This window comes from Blastococcus sp. TF02A-30, assembly GCF_003319185.1.
Lineage (GTDB): Bacteria > Actinomycetota > Actinomycetes > Mycobacteriales > Geodermatophilaceae > Blastococcus.
In genome coordinates this window covers 1-17,937 of sequence record NZ_QOHJ01000005.1, presented here as the reverse complement: position 1 = coordinate 17,937, position 17,937 = coordinate 1, and the positions used below count along the sequence as shown (strand labels likewise).

The following is a 17,937-nucleotide window of genomic DNA, read 5'->3' as shown; positions in this document are numbered from 1 at the left end:
CTGCCCCGTGCCGTCCCGTTCGTCCCTCGCGTCCCAGCGGGCGGTAGCCTGACCACTTCCCCTCGGATCCCGGGCTCGGCCGTCGCCGGAGGCCGGTCCGGGGGATGCGCCCCGCACCGTGCGGCCGCCCGAGCCTGGAGGAGGAAGCCGTGTCCGCCTCTCGCGGCACCCCGCGGACCGACCCCACCGCCGCTCGCCTCGCCGGCTGGATCGAGCCCGTCGTCGGCGACGCCGGCTACGACCTCGAGGAGCTCGTGGTCACCCCCGCCGGCCGGCGCAGCATCGTCCGCGTCGTGGTCGACCGGGACCAGGGCGTCAGCCTCGACGACGTCGCCGACGTCAGCCGTGCCGTCTCCGACGCGCTGGACGCGCACGACGACGGGATGGGCCGCACGCCGTACGTCCTGGAGGTCACCAGCCCCGGCGTCGACCGCCCGCTCACCGAGCAGCGGCACTGGCGGCGCAACGCCGGCCGGCTGGTCGTCGTGGCCGTCGGCCCGGCGGGCTCGACGGAGCAGGTCACCGGGCGGATCACCGCGGTGGACGACCAGGGCGTGACCCTCGCCGTCGAGGCCGCCGGCAAGCCCGGGGCGAAGAAGCGCCCGCCCACGCCCCGGCAGGTGCCGTGGGCGGAGCTGGGCGCCGGCCACGTGCAGGTGGAGTTCGGCCGTCCCGGGACCGAGGATGGCGATGAGGACGGGGGCGTCGACGCGGACAGCGCCGTGGACGACGACGGAGGGGAACTGTGAACATCGACGTCACCGCGCTCAAGGCGGTGGAGCGGGAGAAGGGCATCCCCGCCGACACGGTGATCGAGGCCATCGAGACGGCCCTGGTCACCGCCTACCGGCACGCCGACGGCGCGGCCAAGCACGTGCGGGTGCACGTGGACCGCAAGTCCGGCGAGGTCGCCGTCCTCGCCCAGGAGCTCGGCCCCGACGGCGAGGTCGTGCGCGAGTGGGACGACACCCCGTCCGACTTCGGTCGCATCGCGGCCAGCACCGCCAAGCAGGTCATCGTCCAGCGGCTGCGCGACGCCGAGCACGAGCAGACCTTCGGCGAGTACGCCGGCAAGGAAGGCGACATCGTCAGCGGCATCGTCCAGGCCGACCAGCGGCGCAACGCCAGCGGTGTCGTGATGATCGACATCGGCAAGGTCGAGGCCGTGCTTCCGGCAGCCGAGCAGGTGCCGGGGGAGAGCTACCCGCACGGCAGCCGGCTCAAGGCCTACGTGGTGTCGGTGGCGCGCACCTTCCGGGGGCCGCAGGTCACCGTCTCGCGCACCCACCCCAACCTGGTGCGCAAGCTGTTCGCGCTCGAGGTCCCCGAGATCGCGGACGGCAGCGTGGAGATCGTCGCGGTGGCCCGCGAGGCGGGGCACCGGTCCAAGATCGCCGTCCGCACCAAGGTGCCGGGCCTCAACGCCAAGGGCGCCTGCATCGGTCCCATGGGGCAGCGGGTCCGCAACGTGATGAGCGAGCTGCACGGCGAGAAGATCGACATCGTCGACTGGTCCGACGACCCGGCCACGTTCGTCGCCTCGGCGCTGAGCCCGGCCCGGGTGTCCGAGGCCCGGGTCGTCGACCCCCAGGCCAAGGCCGTCCGCGTGGTCGTGCCCGACTACCAGCTGTCGCTGGCCATCGGGAAGGAAGGGCAGAACGCCCGCCTGGCCGCGCGGCTGACCGGCTGCCGGATCGACATCCGCAGCGACGCGCAGACCGACGACGACGCCGCCGCCCCCTCGCCCGGGGTCGGGCGCCCGCCGCTCCGCTCCGGCCCGCCGTCTCCCTCGGCGGGGGGACGTCCGGGCGGTCACCGGCCTCCGCCCCGACGCGCGGAACATCCGGGGCCGGCCACGCGCTAGAGTGCAGGGTGGCCGAAACGTCGATCCCGGTCCGCACCTGCGTGGGGTGCCGGAAACGAGCGCCGGTCAACGAACTGCTGCGCGTCGTCGTGCGGTCGGGGGCCCTGGTCCCGGATCCCCGGCGGCGGCTCCCCGGCCGGGGAGCGTCGGTGCACCCCACACCGGAGTGCCTGCACGCAGCAGAGCGACGCCGGGCCTTCCCGCGAGCGCTGCGCCTCCCCGGAGGCGCCGGTGCCCCGCTGGAGGCCGGTCCGCTGAGGGCCCACGTCCTCGGTGCCTCCCCGGAGGCGGCCGGGACCGGGTCCCGGGCGGGCGAGTGACCGCGGTAGCCGCCGCGGGAACGACCACCAGCAGTTCCAGCGACGGACCGGCACGAGGCCGGTCCGCATGTCGACAGGACGTCGTCGGATGACTCAGCCGTGAAGTTCTCACGATGACCATGCGCCACTAACGACGAGGTCGAGCGGGCAAGCCGCCGGCCTCACAAAGAGGAGACCCGTGCCAGGCAAAGCCCGCGTACACGAACTCGCCAAGGAGTTCGGTGTCGACAGCAAGACCGTGCTCGCCAAGCTCAAGGAGCAGGGCGAGTTCGTGAAGTCCGCCTCCTCGACCGTCGAGGCCCCCGTGGCCCGACGGCTCCGGGAGGCCCTGGGCGCCGCCACCGGTGGCAGCGCCCCCGCCGCGCCCAAGCCCGCCGCCCCGGCCCGCCCGTCGGCTCCGGCTGCCCCCGCGGCTCCGGCTGCCCCCGTGGCCCCGTCGGCTCCGGCTGCCTCGGCTCCGGCCGCCTCGGCGCCGGCTCCGGCCCGGCCGGCCGGACCGACCCCCGGTCCGCGTCCCGCGCCCCGCCCCGCCGCGCCCCAGGCGCCGGCGGCGCAGGCCCCCGCGGCCCCGGCCCCGGCGGCTCCGACCCAGCAGCCGGCGGCTCCCCGCCCGGGTGCTCCCCGTCCCGGCGGTGCCGCTCCCGGCGCCGGTCCGCGTCCCGGCCCCCGGCCGGCCCCGCGTCCGGGCAACAACCCCTTCAGCTCCCCGCGTCCGGCTCCGGCCGGCGGCGCCGCGCGCCCCGGCCCCGGTACCGCCGGTCCGCGTCCGGCCTCCGGTCCGGGTGGTCCGCGTCCCGGCCCGGGTGCCGGTGGTCCGCGTCCGGCCTCCGGTCCGGGTGGTCCGCGTCCCGGCCCGGGTGCCGGTGGTCCGCGTCCGGCGGCCGGTTCCGGTGGGCCCCGTCCGAACCCGGGCATGATGCCGCAGCGCCCGTCGCCCGGCATGATGCCGCCGCGTCCCGCCGCCGGCGGTCGCCCCGGAGGCGGCCCCGGTGGCCCCGGCGGTCGCGGTCGTCCGGGTGGTCCCGGCGGCGGTGGCGGCTTCCGCCCCGGTGGCGGCGGCGGTGCCCCCGGTGCCGGTGCGCCGGCCGGTGGTGGCTTCCGCGGTGGCGGCGGCGGTCGTGGCCGTGGCCGAGGTGGCTCGGGTGCCGGTACCGCGGGTGCCTTCGGGCGCCCCGGTGGCCGCGGCCCGGTCCGCGGTCGCAAGAGCAAGAAGCAGAGGCGTCAGGAGTTCGACTCCATGGCGGCGCCCAGCATGGGCGGCGTCAGCCTGCCGCGCGGCAACGGGCAGACCGTCCGGCTGCCCCGTGGCGCCTCGCTGACCGACCTGGCCGAGCGCATCAACGCCCAGCCCGCCGCGCTGGTCACCGCCCTGTTCCACCTGGGCGAGATGGTCACCGCGACGCAGTCGGTCAACGACGAGACGCTGCAGCTGCTCGGTGCCGAGATCGGCTGGGTCATCCAGGTCGTCTCGCCCGAGGACGAGGACCGCGAGCTCCTCGAGACCTTCGACCTCACCTTCGGTGACGAGGAGGGCGACGAGGACGACTGGTCGGCCCGTCCGCCGGTCGTGACCGTCATGGGTCACGTCGACCACGGGAAGACCAAGCTGCTGGACGCCCTGCGGCACGCCAACGTGGCGGCCAAGGAGGCCGGTGGCATCACGCAGCACATCGGCGCCTACCAGATCGTCACCGAGCTGGAGGGCGACGAGCGCCCCATCACCTTCATCGACACCCCGGGTCACGAGTCGTTCACCGCGATGCGTGCCCGCGGCGCGAAGGTGACCGACATCGTCGTCCTGGTGGTCGCCGCCGACGACGGCGTCATGCCGCAGACGGTCGAGGCGCTCAACCACGCCCAGGCCGCCGATGTGCCGATCGTGGTCGCGGTCAACAAGATCGACAAGGAGGGGGCCAACCCCGCCAAGATCCGCCAGCAGCTCACCGAGTACGGGCTGGTGGCCGAGGAGTACGGCGGCGACACGATGTTCGTCGACGTCTCCGCGACCACCCGCCAGGGCCTCGACGAGCTCCTCGCGGCGATCCTGCTCACCGCCGACGCCTCGCTGGACCTGCGCGCCAACACCGAGCAGGACCCGCAGGGTGTCGTCATCGAGGGCAAGCTGGACAAGGGCCGGGGCCCCGTCGCCACGGTGCTGGTCCAGCGCGGCACGCTGCGCCAGGGCGACTCGATCGTCGCCGGCGACGCCTACGGCCGCGTCCGCTCGCTGCTCGACGAGCACGGCAACAAGCTGAAGGAAGCCCTCCCGGCCCGCCCCGTGCAGGTCGTCGGGCTCACCTCGGTGCCGCGCGCCGGTGACACCTTCCTCGTCGTCGAGGAGGACCGCGTCGCCCGGCAGATCGCCGACCGCCGCCAGGCCCGCATCCGCAACGCGCAGAACGCCTCGATGCGCAAGCGGATCAGCCTGGAGGACCTCGACGCGGCGCTCAAGGAGACCCGTCAGCTCAACCTGATCATCAAGGGCGACAACTCGGGCACCGTCGAGGCGCTCGAAGAGGCGCTGATGAAGATCGAGGTCGACGACGAGATCTCGCTGCGGGTCATCCACCGCGGCGTCGGTGGGATCACCAAGAGCGACATCGACCTGGCGCTGGCCGACGACGTCATCGTCCTGGGCTTCAACGTCCGGGCCGAGGGGCAGGCCACCGAGCTCGCCAACCGCGAGGGCGTCGACGTCCGGTACTACTCGGTCATCTACCAGGCGATCGAGGAGATCGAGGCGGCCCTCAAGGGCATGCTCAAGCCGGAGTACGAGGAGGTCCAGCTCGGCTCGGCGGAGGTCCGCGAGGTCTTCCGCGTGCCGAAGATCGGCAACGTCGCCGGCTCGATCGTGCGCACCGGCACGATCAACCGGAACTCCAAGGCCCGGCTGGTCCGCGACGGCGTCGTCGTCGCCGACAACCTCACCGTGGAGTCGCTGCGCCGGTTCAAGGACGACGTCACCGAGGTCCGCGAGGGCTACGAGTGCGGTATCGGCCTCGGCTCGTTCAACGACATCAAGGTCGAGGACGTGATCGAGACCTTCGAGATGCGCGAGAAGCCGCGCGCGTAAGGGGTTCCGTCGCCCGGCAGCGGGGAAGTGGTGATCCGGTGTTCACCGGTTCGCTCTCCGCCGACCTGCTGCTGGGCGACGTCCACTCGCTCAAGGGCAAGCGCGCCGTGGTGCGGCCGATCGTGGCCGAGCTGCGGCGCCGCTTCGCCGTCTCCGCCGCCGAGGTCGGCGACCAGGACCTGCACCGCCGGGCGCAGGTCGGCGTCGCCACCGTCGCCGGGGACGCCGGTCAGGTGACCGACGTCCTCGACGCGTGCGAGCGGTTGCTGGCCGAGCGGCCGGAGGTGACGCTGCTGTCGACGCACCGGCAGCTGTTCTCCGACAGCGACGGCTGAAGACACCTGCCGTCCCGTCCGACGGTGCCGGGGTCCCCGGCACCCCTTCCGAGGAGGTCCGATGGCCGATCCGGCCCGCGCCCGCAAGCTGGCGGTGCGCATCCGACAGATCGTCTCCGCCGCGATCGAGACCCAGATCAAGGACCCCCGCCTGGGCATGGTGACCGTCACCGACGCCAAGGTGACCGGCGACCTCCGCGAGGCCACGGTCTTCTACACCGTCTACGGCGACGCCGAGGCGATCGCCGACTCGGCCAAGGCGCTGGCCAGCGCCACCGGCGTGCTGCGGTCCACCGTCGGCCGCCAGACCGGCATCAAGTTCGTGCCCACGCTGGAGTTCGTCGCCGACATCGTCCCCGACACCGCCCGCGAGCTCGAGGAGGCGCTGGAGCGCGCCCGGCACGCCGACGCCGAGCTCGCCCGCGCCCGCGAGGGCGCGACCTACGCCGGCGACGCCGACCCGTACCGGCGCCCCGCCGAGGACGACGAGGACGACGACGCGGTCGGGTCCGAGGCGCACGACACGGTCGGGCACGACCCTGCCGATGACAGTGGCGAGGACCTGACCGCCCGCACCGGGAGCACGCTGTGACCGAAGTCGACCCCGACCCGTACGAGCCCGCCGAGGGGCAGGGCGAGTCCGTGCTCGGCGGCCCCGAGGTGCCGGCCGACGGCGACCCGACCGACGGCGGCCGCACCGGCCAGATCGGCGAGGTCCCGAGCATCGCCGACGACCAGCCCACCGACGGCAGCCGCTACCCGGTCGGTGGCGGCTCGGTGGGCGAGGAGGAGAACGCCCCGCCGGTCGCCGACCCGGGTCCGGACGCCTGACCGTGGGCGCACCGACCACCGAGCACGCGACCCGCAGCGTCGGGGCCGTGCTGGCCGAGGCCGCCGAGGCACGGGCCACCGTCGTCCTCTCGGGGCACGTCCAGCCCGACGCCGACGCGCTGGGCAGCACGCTGGCGCTGGCCGAGGGGCTGCGCCGGCGCGGCGCCCGCGTGCTGCCGACCTTCCCGGCGCCGTTCACCCTGCCGGCGTCCCTGGGCTGGCTGCCGGGCGCGGAGGGGCTCGTCCCGCCGTCGTCCGTGCCGTCGTCACCCGACGTCTTCGTCAGCCTCGACGCCGCCTCCCCGGGCCGGCTCGGCGAGCTGGCCGTGCTGCTGGACCGGGCCGGGACGTCCGTCGTCGTCGACCACCACGCCAGCAACCCCGGCTTCGGCGGGGTGCAGCTGGTCGACCCCGGCGCCCCCGCGACCGTCGCGCTGGTGGCCGGGCTGCTCGACGACCTGGGCGTGCTGGTCGACCAGCAGCTGGCCACCTGCCTCTACGCCGGCCTGGCCGCCGACACCGGCTCCTTCCGGTTCGGCAACACCCGCCCGGACACCCACGAGTTCGCCGCGCGCCTGCTGGCCACCGGTATCGACCACGCCGCGATCAGCCGCCGGCTCTTCGACACCGCGCCGTTCGGCTGGCTCGGCCTGCTCTCGGTGGTCACCGGCCGGGCCGCGCTCGAGCCCGGCGTCGGCCGCGGACTGGTCTGGACGTGGTCGAGCACGGCCGAGGCGGCCGAGCACGGTCTGCCCGGTGAGCAGCTCGAGGCCCTCGTCGACGTCATCCGCTCCGCGCAGGAGGCCGACGTCGCCTGCGTGCTCAAGGGCCAGGACGACGGCTCCTGGTCGGTGTCCCTGCGCTCGCGCGGCGGGACCGACGTCGCCCGGGTGGCCATCGCGCTCGGCGGCGGTGGGCACACGCTCGCGGCCGGGTACACCTCGCACCTCGACCGCGAGGGCACGGTCGCCGCGCTGAGGGACCAGCTGGCCCTTGGCTGAGCGCGCCGGCTCACCCGAGCCGTCGGTCCTCTCCCTGGCGCTGCCGGCGCTGGTCGTGCTGGCGGCCGAGCCGCTCTACCTGCTGGTGGACACCGCGGTGGTGGGCAACCTCGGCACGGTGGCGCTGGGCGGGCTCGCCGTCGGCGGCGGGCTGTTCGCCTGGGCCGCGGCGCTGCTCAACTTCCTCGCCTACGGCACGACGGCGCGCGCCGCCCGCCGGGCCGGGGCCGGTGACCGGCGCGGCGCCGTCGACGAGGGGGTGCAGGCGACCTGGCTCGCGCTCGCCCTGGGCGTCGTCGTGCTCCTCGTCTTCCAGGTGCTCGCCGGTCCGCTGACCCGGCTCCTGGCCGGCGGCGGGGGAGCGGTGGCCGAGGCCGGCGAGGAGTGGCTGCGGATCGCCTCGCTCGGCGCCCCGCTGCTGCTGGTGTCCCTGGCGGGCAACGGCTGGCTGCGCGGCGTGCAGGAGCTGCGCCGCCCGGTGCGGTTCGTGCTCGCCGGCAGCCTGGTCAGCCTGGTGCTCTGCCCGCTGCTGGTGCACGTCGCCGGCTGGGGCCTGCCCGGCTCCGCGGTCGCCAACGTGCTGGGCCAGGGGGTCACCGCCGCCCTCTTCCTGCGGGCGCTCGCCCGGGAGGGGGCCGGGTGGCACGCGCGCCCGCGGGCCGTGCTCGCCCAGCTGGTGATCGGCCGCGACCTGCTGCTGCGGGCGGCCGTGCTGCAGGTGTCCTTCCTCGTCGCCGCCGGAGTCGCCGCCCGGGCCGGCACCGCGGAGCTGGGCGCGCACCAGATCGCGCTGCAGCTGTTCTTCTTCCTCGCCCTGGTGCTGGACGCCTACGCGATCGCCGCGCAGACCCTGGTGGGGCACGCCCTCGGCGCGGGGCACCCGGTGAGGGCGCGGGCCACGGCCCGCCGGGTGGTCGCCTGGGGGCTGGGCACGGGGCTGGCGGTCGGTGGCCTCCTGCTGGTGCTGCGCGGCGTGCTGCCCGCGCTGTTCACCGACGACCCGGCCGTGGTCGACCAGGCGGAGCTCGTCTGGTGGTTCCTGGCCGGCTTCCAGCCGCTGGCCGGTGTGGTGTTCGCCCTGGACGGGGTGCTGATGGGCGCCGGCGACGTCGGGTACCTGCGCACGGTCACCATCGGCTCCGCCCTGCTGGGGTTCCTGCCGCTGTCGCTGCTGTCCGGGCCGCTGGACTGGGGCCTGGCCGGCGTGTGGACCGGGCTGACGCTGTTCATCGGGCTGCGGCTGGTGGGCGTCCTGGCCCGGGTGGCGGGTGACCGGTGGCTGACCGCGCCTGAGACGGTTGCCCGGTGAGCCCCAAGCGCCCTGACGCCGACGTCCCGCCCGGCCTGCTGCTGGTCGACAAGCCCGGCGGCATGACCTCGCACGACGTGGTCGCCCGCGCCCGGCGGGCGCTCTCGGTGCGCAAGGTCGGTCACGCCGGCACGCTCGACCCGATGGCCACCGGCCTGCTCGTGCTCGGCGTCGGCACCGCCACCCGGCTGCTGGGCTACGTCGGCGGGCACGACAAGACCTACGAGGCGACGATCCGGCTCGGCCAGGCGACGGTCACCGACGACCGCGAGGGCGAGGTGCTCACCAGCGCCTCCACCGCGGGTCTGGACGACGACGCCGTGCGCGCCGCGCTGGCCGCGCAGACCGGCCCGCTGCAGCAGGTGCCCTCGTCGGTCAGCGCGGTGAAGGTGGCCGGGATCCGTTCCTACGACCGGGTGCGGGCAGGGGAGGCCGTCGAGCTGGCGCCCCGGTCGGTGACAGTGCACCGCATCGAGGTGCACCGGATCGCCCGCCCGGAGGCGGAGCTGCTCGACGTCGAGGTGACCGTCGAGTGCACCGCCGGCACCTACATCCGCGCGATCGCCCGCGACGCCGGGGCCGCGCTGGGGGTGGGCGGGCACCTCACCGAGCTGCGGCGCACGGTCTCGGGCCCCTTCTCCACGGCGCAGGCGGCGCCGGTCGAGGAGGCGGCAGCGGCGCTGGTCGCCGACGGCGGCACCGGCTTCCTCGGCCTTAGCGAGGCGGCCCGGCTGGTCTTCCCCGAGCGGGCCCTGACCGAGGACGAGGCACGGGCCATCGGGTACGGCCAGCGGGTCCCCGCCACCGGCGCACCGGGCGTGCACGCCGCCCTCGACCCGGCCGGCCGGCTGGCTGCCCTCGTCGAGGACGCCGGGTCCACCGCCCGCGTCGTCGTCGGCTTCCCGCCGTCCTGACGGCCGACGCGGGGGGATTGAGCGCGCTCCGCCCCGGGAAGGTGTGGCCCATGAGCGTCGTCAAGATCAACGCGGTCACCGTGCCCAAGGACAAGCAGGAGCGCTTCGAGGAGCGGTTCCGCGGCCGTGCGGGCGCGGTGGAGAGCACACCGGGTTTCGAGTGGTTCGAGCTGCTGCGGCCGGTGGAGGGCACCGACCAGTACCTGGTCTACACGCGGTGGAGCAGCGTCGAGGCCTACGAGGCCTGGCAGTCGGGTCAGGACTTCGACCGCGCGCACGACGGGGGCGGCGACACGCTCGCCTCCGCGGCGCCGCACTCGGCCCACGTGTGGACCTACGAGGTGCTCGAGACCGCCGGCCCGAAGGGCGAGCAGCAGACCCAGGGCTGACCGGGGTTAGTGTGACGGCGCCGGTCCCGCACGCCGCGGGGCCGGTGCCGGAACGACCTCGGGTGGGAGACATGACCGACACGATCGCCGACAGCCGTACCTCCTCGCGGACCTTCGTCGAGGGCGTGCCGGTGGTCGTGGAGGACGTCGTCCGCCGGCCCGCGGCGGAGCGCGAGCAGCTGCTGGCCGACCCCGGGTTCGGCCGCTACTTCACCGACTCCATGTTCGTGGCCCGGTACGAGGCCGGGCGCGGCTGGTACGACGCCCGGCTGACGCAGTACGCGCCGCTGCAGCTGGACCCCGGTACCGCCGCCCTGCACTACGCGCAGTCGATCTTCGAGGGGCTCAAGGCCTACGCCCAGCCCGACGGCAGCGTGGCGACCTTCCGCCCCCAGGCCAACGCGGCCCGCTTCGTCCGCAGCGCCCAGCGCCTGGCGATGCCGCCGGTGCCGGAGGAGGCGTTCCTCGCCGCCGTGGACGCGCTCGTGGACGCCGACCGCGACTGGGTGCCCACCGGCCCGGACCAGACGCTGTACCTGCGCCCCTACCAGCTGGCCAGCGAGTCGTTCCTCGGTGTCCGCCCGGCGCACGAGTACCTGTTCCTGGTCGTCGCCAGCCCGGCCGGTGCGTACTTCCCGCGCGGCGTGCGCCCGGTCTCGGTGTACGTCTCCGAGGACTACGTCCGGGCCGCGCCCGGCGGCACCGGCGACGTCAAGTGCGCCGGCAACTACGCGGCCAGCCTGCTCCCGCAGCAGGAGGCCAGCGCCCTCGGCTGCGACCAGGTGGTCTACCTCGACGCCGTGGAGAAGCGCTACATCGAGGAGCTGGGCGGGATGAACCTGTTCTTCGTCCTCGGCTCCGGGGACGACGCCGAGCTGGTCACCCCCGAGCTCTCCGGCACGCTGCTGCCCGGCATCACGCGCGACTCGCTGATCACCCTCGCCCGCGAGCTGGGCCACCGCGTGACGGAGCGCAAGTACAGCCTCGAGGAGTGGCGGCGCGGCGTCCTCGACGGCACCGTCACCGAGACCTTCGCCTGCGGCACGGCAGCGGTCATCACGCCGGTCGGCGAGGTCAAGGCGCGCACGGGCGACTTCACCGTCGGCGACGGGGAGCCAGGTCCGCTCACCACGCGGCTGCGCGCGGCGCTGCTCGACATCCAGCACGGGCGGGTGGCCGACACCCACGGCTGGCTGCACCGGGTCGGCTGAGGGCGGGCTGGGCGGGTCGGGTAGACGATGCTGCGCTGGCGGGGCCTGGAGGCCACCCCGGGTGACCTCGGGCGGACGGTCGTCACGGTCGGGATGTACGACGGCGTCCACCGGGGGCACCAGTCGCTGATCGGCACCGCGGTCGCCCGCGCCCGGGCGATGCGCCGGCCCTGCCTGCTGCTGACCTTCGACCCGCACCCGGCCGAGGTGATCCGCCCCGGCTCGCACCCGGCGATCCTCACCAGCATGGACCGCAAGGCCGAGCTGGTGGCCGAGCTCGGCGTCGACGCCATGTGCGTGCTGCCGTTCACCGCCGACTTCATGCGGCTGCCGCCGGAGACGTTCACGCACACCGTGCTGGTCGAGCACCTGCACGCCGCGCAGGTCGTGGTGGGCCAGAACTTCACCTACGGGCACAAGGCCGCGGGCACCGTCGCCACCCTCACCGAGGAGGGCCGCCGCTTCGGCTTCGCCGTCGAGGGCGTCCCGCTCGCCCAGGACACCGCCGACGGCGCCGACGTGACGATCTCCTCCACCTACACCCGGGCCTGCGTGGCCGCCGGCGACATGGAGTCGGCCGCGCGCGCCCTCGGCCGCCCGCACCGCGTCGACGGCGTCGTCGTCCGGGGGGACCGGCGCGGCCGGGAGCTCGGGTACCCGACCGCCAACGTCGAGACCCCGCAGTACACCGCGATCCCGGCCGACGGCGTCTACGCCGGCCACCTGGTCACCCGCGACCCGCGCAGCGGCGCCAGCCGGGAGCGGTTCCCGGCGGCGATCTCGGTCGGCACCAACCCGACGTTCCAGGGGTCGCGGCGCACGGTCGAGGCCTACGTCCTCGACTACGACGGCGACCTGTACGGCGAGCACGTGGGCGTGGAGTTCGTCCGCAGGCTGCGTCCCATGGCCGCGTTCCCGGACGTCGACGCCTTGGTCGCAGCCATGGCGCGGGACGTCGCCGACACCCGATCGGTGCTGGGGCTCTAGCGCCCGCTGGTAGTCTGATCGCGGCCGCGTCTGCGCGGCCTGTGTGCAACCTGCCCCCGTGAGTCAGACCGGGGGCCACACGTGACCCGCCCCGGAGGCGATCCATGGCGCTCGAGAGCGCGCTCAAGAAGCAGATCATGACCGAGTACGCCACGGTCGAGAACGACACCGGCTCGCCCGAGGTGCAGGTCGCGATGCTGACCCGCCGGATCAGCGACCTGACCGAGCACCTGAAGATGCACAAGCACGACCACCACAGCCGGCGCGGCCTGCTGCTGCTGGTCGGCCGTCGTCGCCGGCTGCTCAACTACCTGGCGAAGACCGACATCAACCGGTACCGCTCGCTCATCGAGCGGCTCGGTCTGCGCCGCTAGCACGTCGAGGGGACCGCTCCCGGAGCACCGGGAACGGTCCCCTCTCTCGTGCGGCACCCGCCGCACGAGCCAGGCGGGTACCCCGTCGGCCGTCCGCGAAGGGCCGGTCCTCGGTAGTGGCCCCCGGGAGGAGTGGCCGGACCCCAGGAGGGGAACGGCACGGCCCGAGGGCTTCGATCGAGCACCGGTCGCCCCGGACGCAGACGGCGAGGCTCGCCGCGAAGAGGAGTCGCGAACCGGTACGAGGCCGGTGGCGACGAGAAGAGAGAAGGACACATGTCCGCACCCACCACCGGCAGCACCGCCGCCGAGTTCGACCCCGAGGACGGGGTCACCACCGCGACCGCGGTCATCGACAACGGCAGCTTCGGCAGCCGCACCATCACCTTCGAGACCGGCCGCCTCGCCAAGCAGGCCGCCGGCTCCGTCGTCGTCACGATGGGCGACAGCATGCTGCTGTCGGCCACCACGGCCGGCCGTCAGCCCAAGGAGCAGTTCGACTTCTTCCCGCTGACCGTCGACGTCGAGGAGCGGATGTACGCCGCGGGCCGCATCCCCGGCTCGTTCTTCCGCCGCGAGGGCCGCCCCTCCGAGGACGCGATCCTGACCTGCCGCCTCATCGACCGCCCGCTGCGGCCGACGTTCGCCAAGGGCCTGCGCAACGAGGTCCAGGTCGTCATCACGGTCATGTCCCTGGACCCCGACCACCTGTACGACGTGCTCGCCATCAACGGCGCCTCGGCGTCGACCCAGCTCTCCGGCCTGCCGTTCTCCGGCCCGGTCGGCGGCACCCGCGTCGCGCTCATCCGCGGCCAGTGGGTCGCCTTCCCGACGCACGCCGAGCTCGAGGACGCCATCTTCGACATGGTCGTCGCCGGTCGCGTCCTCCCGGACGGCGACGTCGCGATCATGATGGTCGAGGCCGAGGCCACCGAGAAGACCATCGAGCTGGTCGCCGGTGGTGCCACCGCCCCGACCGAGGAGGTCGTGGCCCAGGGCCTCGAGGCCGCCAAGCCCTTCATCAAGGCGCTGTGCGACGCGCAGTCGGCCATGGCCGAGAAGGCCGCCAAGCCGGTCGCCGACTTCCCGCGCTTCCTGGACTACCAGGACGACGTCTACGCCGCCGTCGAGGCGCAGGTCGGCGACAAGCTGGCCCAGGCGCAGCAGATCGCCGGCAAGCAGGAGCGCGAGGAGGCCACCGACGCGCTCAAGGACGAGGTCAAGGCCGCGCTGGCCGGCCAGTTCGAGGGCCGCGAGAAGGAGATCTCCGGGGCCTTCCGCGCCGTCACCAAGAAGGTCGTGCGGCAGCGCATCCTGCGCGACAAGGTCCGCATCGACGGTCGTGGCCTCACCGACATCCGGCCGCTGTCGGCCGAGGTCGAGGTCATCCCGCGGGTGCACGGCTCGGCGCTGTTCGAGCGCGGCGAGACCCAGATCCTGGGCGTCACCACGCTGAACATGCTCCGCATGGAGCAGCAGCTGGACACGCTCTCGCCGGTGAACCGCAAGCGCTACATGCACAACTACAACTTCCCGCCGTACTCCACCGGTGAGACCGGCCGCGTGGGCTCGCCCAAGCGGCGCGAGATCGGCCACGGCGCGCTCGCCGAGCGCGCGCTGGTGCCGGTGCTGCCGGACCGCGAGGAGTTCCCCTACGCGATCCGCCAGGTGTCCGAGGCGCTGGGCTCCAACGGGTCCACCTCGATGGGTTCGGTCTGCGCCTCGACGCTGGCCCTGCTCAACGCCGGTGTGCCGCTGAAGGCGCCGGTCGCCGGCATCGCCATGGGCCTGGTCTCCGACGAGGTCGACGGCAAGACCGAGTACGTCGCGCTCACCGACATCCTCGGTGCCGAGGACGCCTTCGGGGACATGGACTTCAAGGTCGCCGGCACGCGGGAGTTCGTCACCGCGCTGCAGCTGGACACCAAGCTCGACGGCATCCCGTCCGACGTGCTCGCCCAGGCGCTGACCCAGGCCCGCGCCGCCCGCCTGCACATCCTCGACGTGATGAACGAGGCCATCGACGCCCCCGACGAGATGAGCCCGTACGCCCCGCGCGTGACCACGGTGCGCATCCCGGTCGACAAGATCGGTGCGGTCATCGGCCCCAAGGGCCAGATGATCAACGCGATCCAGGACGAGACCGGCGCCGACATCACCATCGAGGACGACGGCACGATCTACGTCGGCGCGTCCGACGGCCCCTCGGCCCAGGCCGCGGTGGACCGGATCAACGCCATCGCCAACCCGCAGATGCCCAAGGTGGGCGAGCGCTTCCTCGGCACGGTCGTCAAGACCACGCCGTTCGGCGCCTTCGTCTCCCTGCTCCCGGGCAAGGACGGGCTGGTGCACATCAGCAAGCTCGGTGGCGGCAAGCGCATCGGCAAGGTCGAGGACGTGGCGAACGTCGGCGACAAGATGCAGGTGGAGATCACCGACATCGACGCCCGCGGCAAGATCAGCCTCGTGCCGGTCGCTGCCGAGGGCTCGGCCGACGCCGCTGCGGAGGCCCCCGCCGAGGCCGCTGCACCCGCGGGTGAGTGACCACGACTGATGTGATCGGGGCCGGGGCGGGTGCTGCTGCACCCGCCCCGGTTCCCGTCGGGGAGACCGTGCTGCTCGACCTCGACGAGGTCGGCGGCCGGGTGGAGCGCACCGAGCTCCCGGGAGGCCTGCGCGTCCTGACCGAGACGATGCCCGGCGTGCTGTCGGCGACGCTCGGCATCTGGGTCGGCGTTGGGTCCCGTGACGAGACGCCCGCGGTCGCCGGCTCGTCCCACTTCCTGGAGCACCTGCTCTTCAAGGGGACGGCGTCGCGCAGCGCGCTGGAGATCGCCACGGCGATGGACGCGGTCGGCGGTGAGATGAACGCGTTCACCGCGAAGGAGCACACCTGCTACTACGCGAACGTGCTCGCCTCGGACCTGCCGCTCGCGGTCACGCTGCTCGCCGACCTGGTGACGGAGGCGCGCAACACCGCCGCGGACCTCGAGTCGGAGCGGACGGTGGTGCTCGAGGAGATCGCCATGCGCGACGACGAGCCCTCCGACGCCGTGCACGACCTGTTCGCCGAGACGCTGTACGGCGACACCCCGCTCGGTCGCTCGGTGCTGGGCACCGTCGAGTCCATCGAGTCGCTCACCCGGGACGACGTCGACGGCTGGTACCGGCAGCGGTACGCGATGCCGTCGATGGTGGTCGCCGCGGCCGGCCGGGTCGACCACCAGCAGGTCCTCGAACTGGTCACCGCCGCGTTCGGCGACCGGCTGACGGGGGATGCGCGCCCGGCGCCGCTGCGCCGCGGCGAGGAGGGGTCGCTGCGCCCGGCGCGCGCCACGGGCCTGATCTCCCGGCGCACGGAGCAGACGCACCTGCTGCTCGGCTCCACGGCGCTGGGCCGGCTCGACGACCGCCGGTACGCGGCCGCCGTCCTGGACGCCGCGGTCGGTGGTGGGATGAGCTCGCGGCTGTTCCAGGAGATCCGGGAGAAGCGCGGCCTGGTCTACAGCGTCGGCTCGGCGCTCACCCACTACGCCGGCACCGGCTCGTTCTCCGTCTACGCGGGGTGCTCGAAGAAGCGGGTGCCCGAGGTGCTGCGCATCGTGCGCGAGGAGCTCGCCCGCGTCGCCGCCGAGGGCCTCACGCCCGAGGAGGTCGTGCGCGCCCAGGGCCAGCTCAAGGGCGGCATGGTGCTCGGCCTCGAGGACACCGGCTCCCGCATGAGCCGGCTGGGCAAGAGCGAGCTCGCCTACGGGGAGTACCTCCCGGTGCGCGAGGTGCTCGCCCGGCTCGACGCCGTCGACGAGGTGCAGGTGCGTGAGGTGGCCGCGGACCTGTTCGGGCGGGAGACGAGCCTGGCCGTGGTCGGTCCCTACCGCGAGTCCGACCTGGACCGGCTCTGAGGAAGAGCGCGTGACCTCGGCCCTGCAGGTCCACGGGCCGCTGGCCCGCGGCGTGTTCGCCGTCGTGGTCCTGGTGTCCCTGGCGGTCCTGTTCGCCCCGGCCTCGGACGTGCCGGCCTCGCCCCCCGGGGTGGACAAGGCCGTCCACGTCGCGCTGTTCGCCGGGCTGGCGGTCAGCGGGCGCTGGGCCGGGGTGGGCCGGACCGTCCTGAGCGCGCTGCTGATCGGGTACGCCGCGGTCAGCGAGGTGGTGCAGGGCATCCCCGCCATCGGTCGCAGCACCTCGGTCGAGGACTGGCTCGCCGACGTCGCCGGTGTGCTGCTCGGGCTGGCCCTGTGGGGCTGGTCGTCCCGGCGCCGCGCGGCGCGCTGATCCCGAGGGCTGTCTTGCGGTTCGGTCGCCGTCCGGGAAACCTGGCCGCGTGACCACCTCCGCACCCGACCAGCAGTCCACGTCTCCCGGCGAGGCGCCGCTCATCTCCGTCGGCGTCCTCGGCGCCCGGGGCCGCATGGGCACCGAGGTGGTCAAGGCGGTCAACGACGCCGAGGACCTCGAGCTGGTCGCGATGGTCGACGACGGCGACTGGCTGTTCAACGTGGCCGACGCCGGCGCCCAGGTGGTCGTCGACTTCACCCGGCCGGACGTCGTCATGGACAACATCCGCTTCTGCATCGACAACGGCATCCACTGCGTCGTGGGGACGACGGGCTTCGACGAGGCCCGGCTGGCCACCGTGGCCGAGTGGCTCGAGCCCAAGCCCGAGCTCGGCGTGGTCATCGCCCCGAACTTCGGCATCGGCGCGGTGCTGCTCATGAAGTTCGCCCAGGAGGCGGCGCGGTTCTTCCCGTCGGTCGAGGTGGTGGAGCTGCACCACCCCAACAAGGTGGACGCGCCGTCGGGCACTGCCGCCCGCACCGCCCGGCTGATCGCGGCCGCGCGGCGCGCCGCCGGGCTCCCGCCGTCGCCGGACGCGACGACCGACGCGCTGCCCGGCGCCCGGGGAGCCGACATCGAGGGCGTGCCCGTGCACGCGGTGCGCCTCACCGGGCTGGTCGCGCACCAGGAGGTGCTGATGGGTGCGGCGGGGGAGACCCTGACGCTGCGCCACGACTCCTACGACCGGGCGTCCTTCATGCCGGGCGTGCTCCTGGCCGTCCGCGAGATCGGCCGCCGGCCGGGGCTGACCGTGGGGATCGAGAGCTTCCTCGGCCTGTAGGAGCCCCCGGCCGCACGGCGCCGAGAGGTGTGACGCGGACCGCGTCCCGGGGGCTTGCACACCGCCCTCGGATGTCGTGTATGGTTCTCCATGCGCCGCGCGGCCCGGAAGGGCCGCCGGACCAGCCCCCCGGTCAGGTGGAGCGCTGGAAACCGGCGTAGTGTTGGACATCCAGCCAGGAGCGAAGCCCGTGAGGGTGGGTTTTCTGCG

The 17,937-nt window shown here is 74.2% G+C and carries 18 protein-coding genes and 1 pseudogene; all 19 read left to right on the top strand.

Annotated elements, in window-relative coordinates:
- Positions 1-149 precede the first annotated feature (149 nt).
- The 19 genes and pseudogenes from rimP (at position 150) to dapB (ending at position 17,727) form a co-directional block, all read left to right on the top strand.
- Positions 150-749: a ribosome maturation factor RimP gene (rimP, locus tag DQ241_RS11910; RefSeq protein ID WP_233492387.1), complete on the top strand. Its 600-nt coding sequence runs from the start codon at positions 150-152 to the stop codon at positions 747-749.
- Entirely contained in the window at positions 746-1,864 is a 1,119-nt protein-coding gene (nusA, locus tag DQ241_RS11905; RefSeq protein ID WP_113830440.1) for a transcription termination factor NusA, read from the top strand. Before rimP ends, nusA begins: the two co-directional genes overlap by 4 nt.
- Positions 1,865-1,872: 8 nt before the next feature.
- Positions 1,873-2,184 (top strand): YlxR family protein, encoded by a 312-nt coding sequence (locus DQ241_RS11900; RefSeq protein ID WP_113830439.1) that lies wholly within the window; start codon positions 1,873-1,875, stop codon positions 2,182-2,184.
- A gap of 178 nt (positions 2,185-2,362) precedes the next feature.
- Positions 2,363-2,506, top strand: a pseudogene (locus DQ241_RS21290) (translation initiation factor IF-2 N-terminal domain-containing protein); the annotation flags it as partial.
- A 915-nt stretch (positions 2,507-3,421) separates the two neighbouring features.
- Entirely contained in the window at positions 3,422-5,257 is a 1,836-nt protein-coding gene (infB, locus tag DQ241_RS21090) for a translation initiation factor IF-2 (protein WP_233492430.1), read from the top strand.
- 38 nt (positions 5,258-5,295) lie between these two features.
- A complete protein-coding gene (locus DQ241_RS11890) occupies positions 5,296-5,592 on the top strand; it encodes a DUF503 domain-containing protein (RefSeq protein WP_113830437.1) in 297 nt (98 codons plus the stop codon).
- Positions 5,593-5,653: 61 nt separating this feature from the next.
- Complete coding sequence (rbfA, locus tag DQ241_RS11885; RefSeq protein WP_113830436.1) at positions 5,654-6,184, top strand: 30S ribosome-binding factor RbfA; 531 nt, start codon at positions 5,654-5,656, stop codon at positions 6,182-6,184.
- A complete protein-coding gene (locus tag DQ241_RS11880; RefSeq protein ID WP_113830435.1) occupies positions 6,181-6,423 on the top strand; it encodes a hypothetical protein in 243 nt (80 codons plus the stop codon). The genes rbfA and DQ241_RS11880 overlap by 4 nt, the downstream gene beginning before the upstream one ends.
- 2 nt (positions 6,424-6,425) lie before the next feature.
- Entirely contained in the window at positions 6,426-7,424 is a 999-nt protein-coding gene (locus DQ241_RS11875) for a bifunctional oligoribonuclease/PAP phosphatase NrnA (protein WP_113830434.1), read from the top strand.
- Positions 7,417-8,733: an MATE family efflux transporter gene (locus DQ241_RS11870; RefSeq protein WP_113830433.1), complete on the top strand. Its 1,317-nt coding sequence runs from the start codon at positions 7,417-7,419 to the stop codon at positions 8,731-8,733. Before DQ241_RS11875 ends, DQ241_RS11870 begins: the two co-directional genes overlap by 8 nt.
- Positions 8,730-9,647 carry a tRNA pseudouridine(55) synthase TruB gene (truB, locus tag DQ241_RS11865; protein WP_113830432.1) on the top strand — a complete coding sequence of 306 codons (918 nt, stop codon included), beginning with the start codon at positions 8,730-8,732 and terminating at the stop codon, positions 9,645-9,647. Before DQ241_RS11870 ends, truB begins: the two co-directional genes overlap by 4 nt.
- Positions 9,648-9,697: 50 nt before the next feature.
- Positions 9,698-10,036 carry an antibiotic biosynthesis monooxygenase gene (locus DQ241_RS11860; protein ID WP_113830431.1) on the top strand — a complete coding sequence of 113 codons (339 nt, stop codon included), beginning with the start codon at positions 9,698-9,700 and terminating at the stop codon, positions 10,034-10,036.
- Between the two features lie 71 nt (positions 10,037-10,107).
- The gene (locus DQ241_RS11855) at positions 10,108-11,247 is read left to right on the top strand and encodes a branched-chain amino acid aminotransferase (RefSeq protein ID WP_113830430.1); all 1,140 of its coding nucleotides are present in this window, start codon (positions 10,108-10,110) and stop codon (positions 11,245-11,247) included.
- 27 nt (positions 11,248-11,274) lie between these two features.
- Positions 11,275-12,234 (top strand): bifunctional riboflavin kinase/FAD synthetase, encoded by a 960-nt coding sequence (locus DQ241_RS11850; RefSeq protein WP_113830429.1) that lies wholly within the window; start codon positions 11,275-11,277, stop codon positions 12,232-12,234.
- A gap of 104 nt (positions 12,235-12,338) precedes the next feature.
- Positions 12,339-12,608, top strand: a complete 270-nt coding sequence (gene rpsO, locus DQ241_RS11845; RefSeq protein ID WP_113830428.1) for a 30S ribosomal protein S15 — start codon at positions 12,339-12,341, stop codon at positions 12,606-12,608.
- 276 nt (positions 12,609-12,884) lie between these two features.
- Positions 12,885-15,152 carry a polyribonucleotide nucleotidyltransferase gene (locus DQ241_RS11840; RefSeq protein WP_113830427.1) on the top strand — a complete coding sequence of 756 codons (2,268 nt, stop codon included), beginning with the start codon at positions 12,885-12,887 and terminating at the stop codon, positions 15,150-15,152.
- Positions 15,149-16,510, top strand: coding sequence for a pitrilysin family protein (locus tag DQ241_RS11835; RefSeq protein WP_113830426.1), 1,362 nt, complete (start codon positions 15,149-15,151; stop codon positions 16,508-16,510). The genes DQ241_RS11840 and DQ241_RS11835 overlap by 4 nt, the downstream gene beginning before the upstream one ends.
- 10 nt (positions 16,511-16,520) lie before the next feature.
- Entirely contained in the window at positions 16,521-16,883 is a 363-nt protein-coding gene (locus DQ241_RS11830) for a VanZ family protein (RefSeq protein WP_113830425.1), read from the top strand.
- Positions 16,884-16,932: 49 nt separating this feature from the next.
- Entirely contained in the window at positions 16,933-17,727 is a 795-nt protein-coding gene (gene dapB, locus DQ241_RS11825; protein ID WP_113830424.1) for a 4-hydroxy-tetrahydrodipicolinate reductase, read from the top strand.
- The last annotated feature ends 210 nt before the right edge of the window (positions 17,728-17,937 follow it).

Coding starts and splice junctions, on each gene's coding strand:
- rbfA (WP_113830436.1), top strand. CDS start 5,654: ATGGCCGATCCGGCCCGCGCCCGCAAGCTGGCGGTGCGCATCCGACAG.
- rpsO (WP_113830428.1), top strand. CDS start 12,339: ATGGCGCTCGAGAGCGCGCTCAAGAAGCAGATCATGACCGAGTACGCC.
- DQ241_RS11850 (WP_113830429.1), top strand. CDS start 11,275: ATGCTGCGCTGGCGGGGCCTGGAGGCCACCCCGGGTGACCTCGGGCGG.
- DQ241_RS11855 (WP_113830430.1), top strand. CDS start 10,108: ATGACCGACACGATCGCCGACAGCCGTACCTCCTCGCGGACCTTCGTC.
- DQ241_RS11840 (WP_113830427.1), top strand. CDS start 12,885: ATGTCCGCACCCACCACCGGCAGCACCGCCGCCGAGTTCGACCCCGAG.
- DQ241_RS11860 (WP_113830431.1), top strand. CDS start 9,698: ATGAGCGTCGTCAAGATCAACGCGGTCACCGTGCCCAAGGACAAGCAG.
- infB (WP_233492430.1), top strand. CDS start 3,422: ATGGCGGCGCCCAGCATGGGCGGCGTCAGCCTGCCGCGCGGCAACGGG.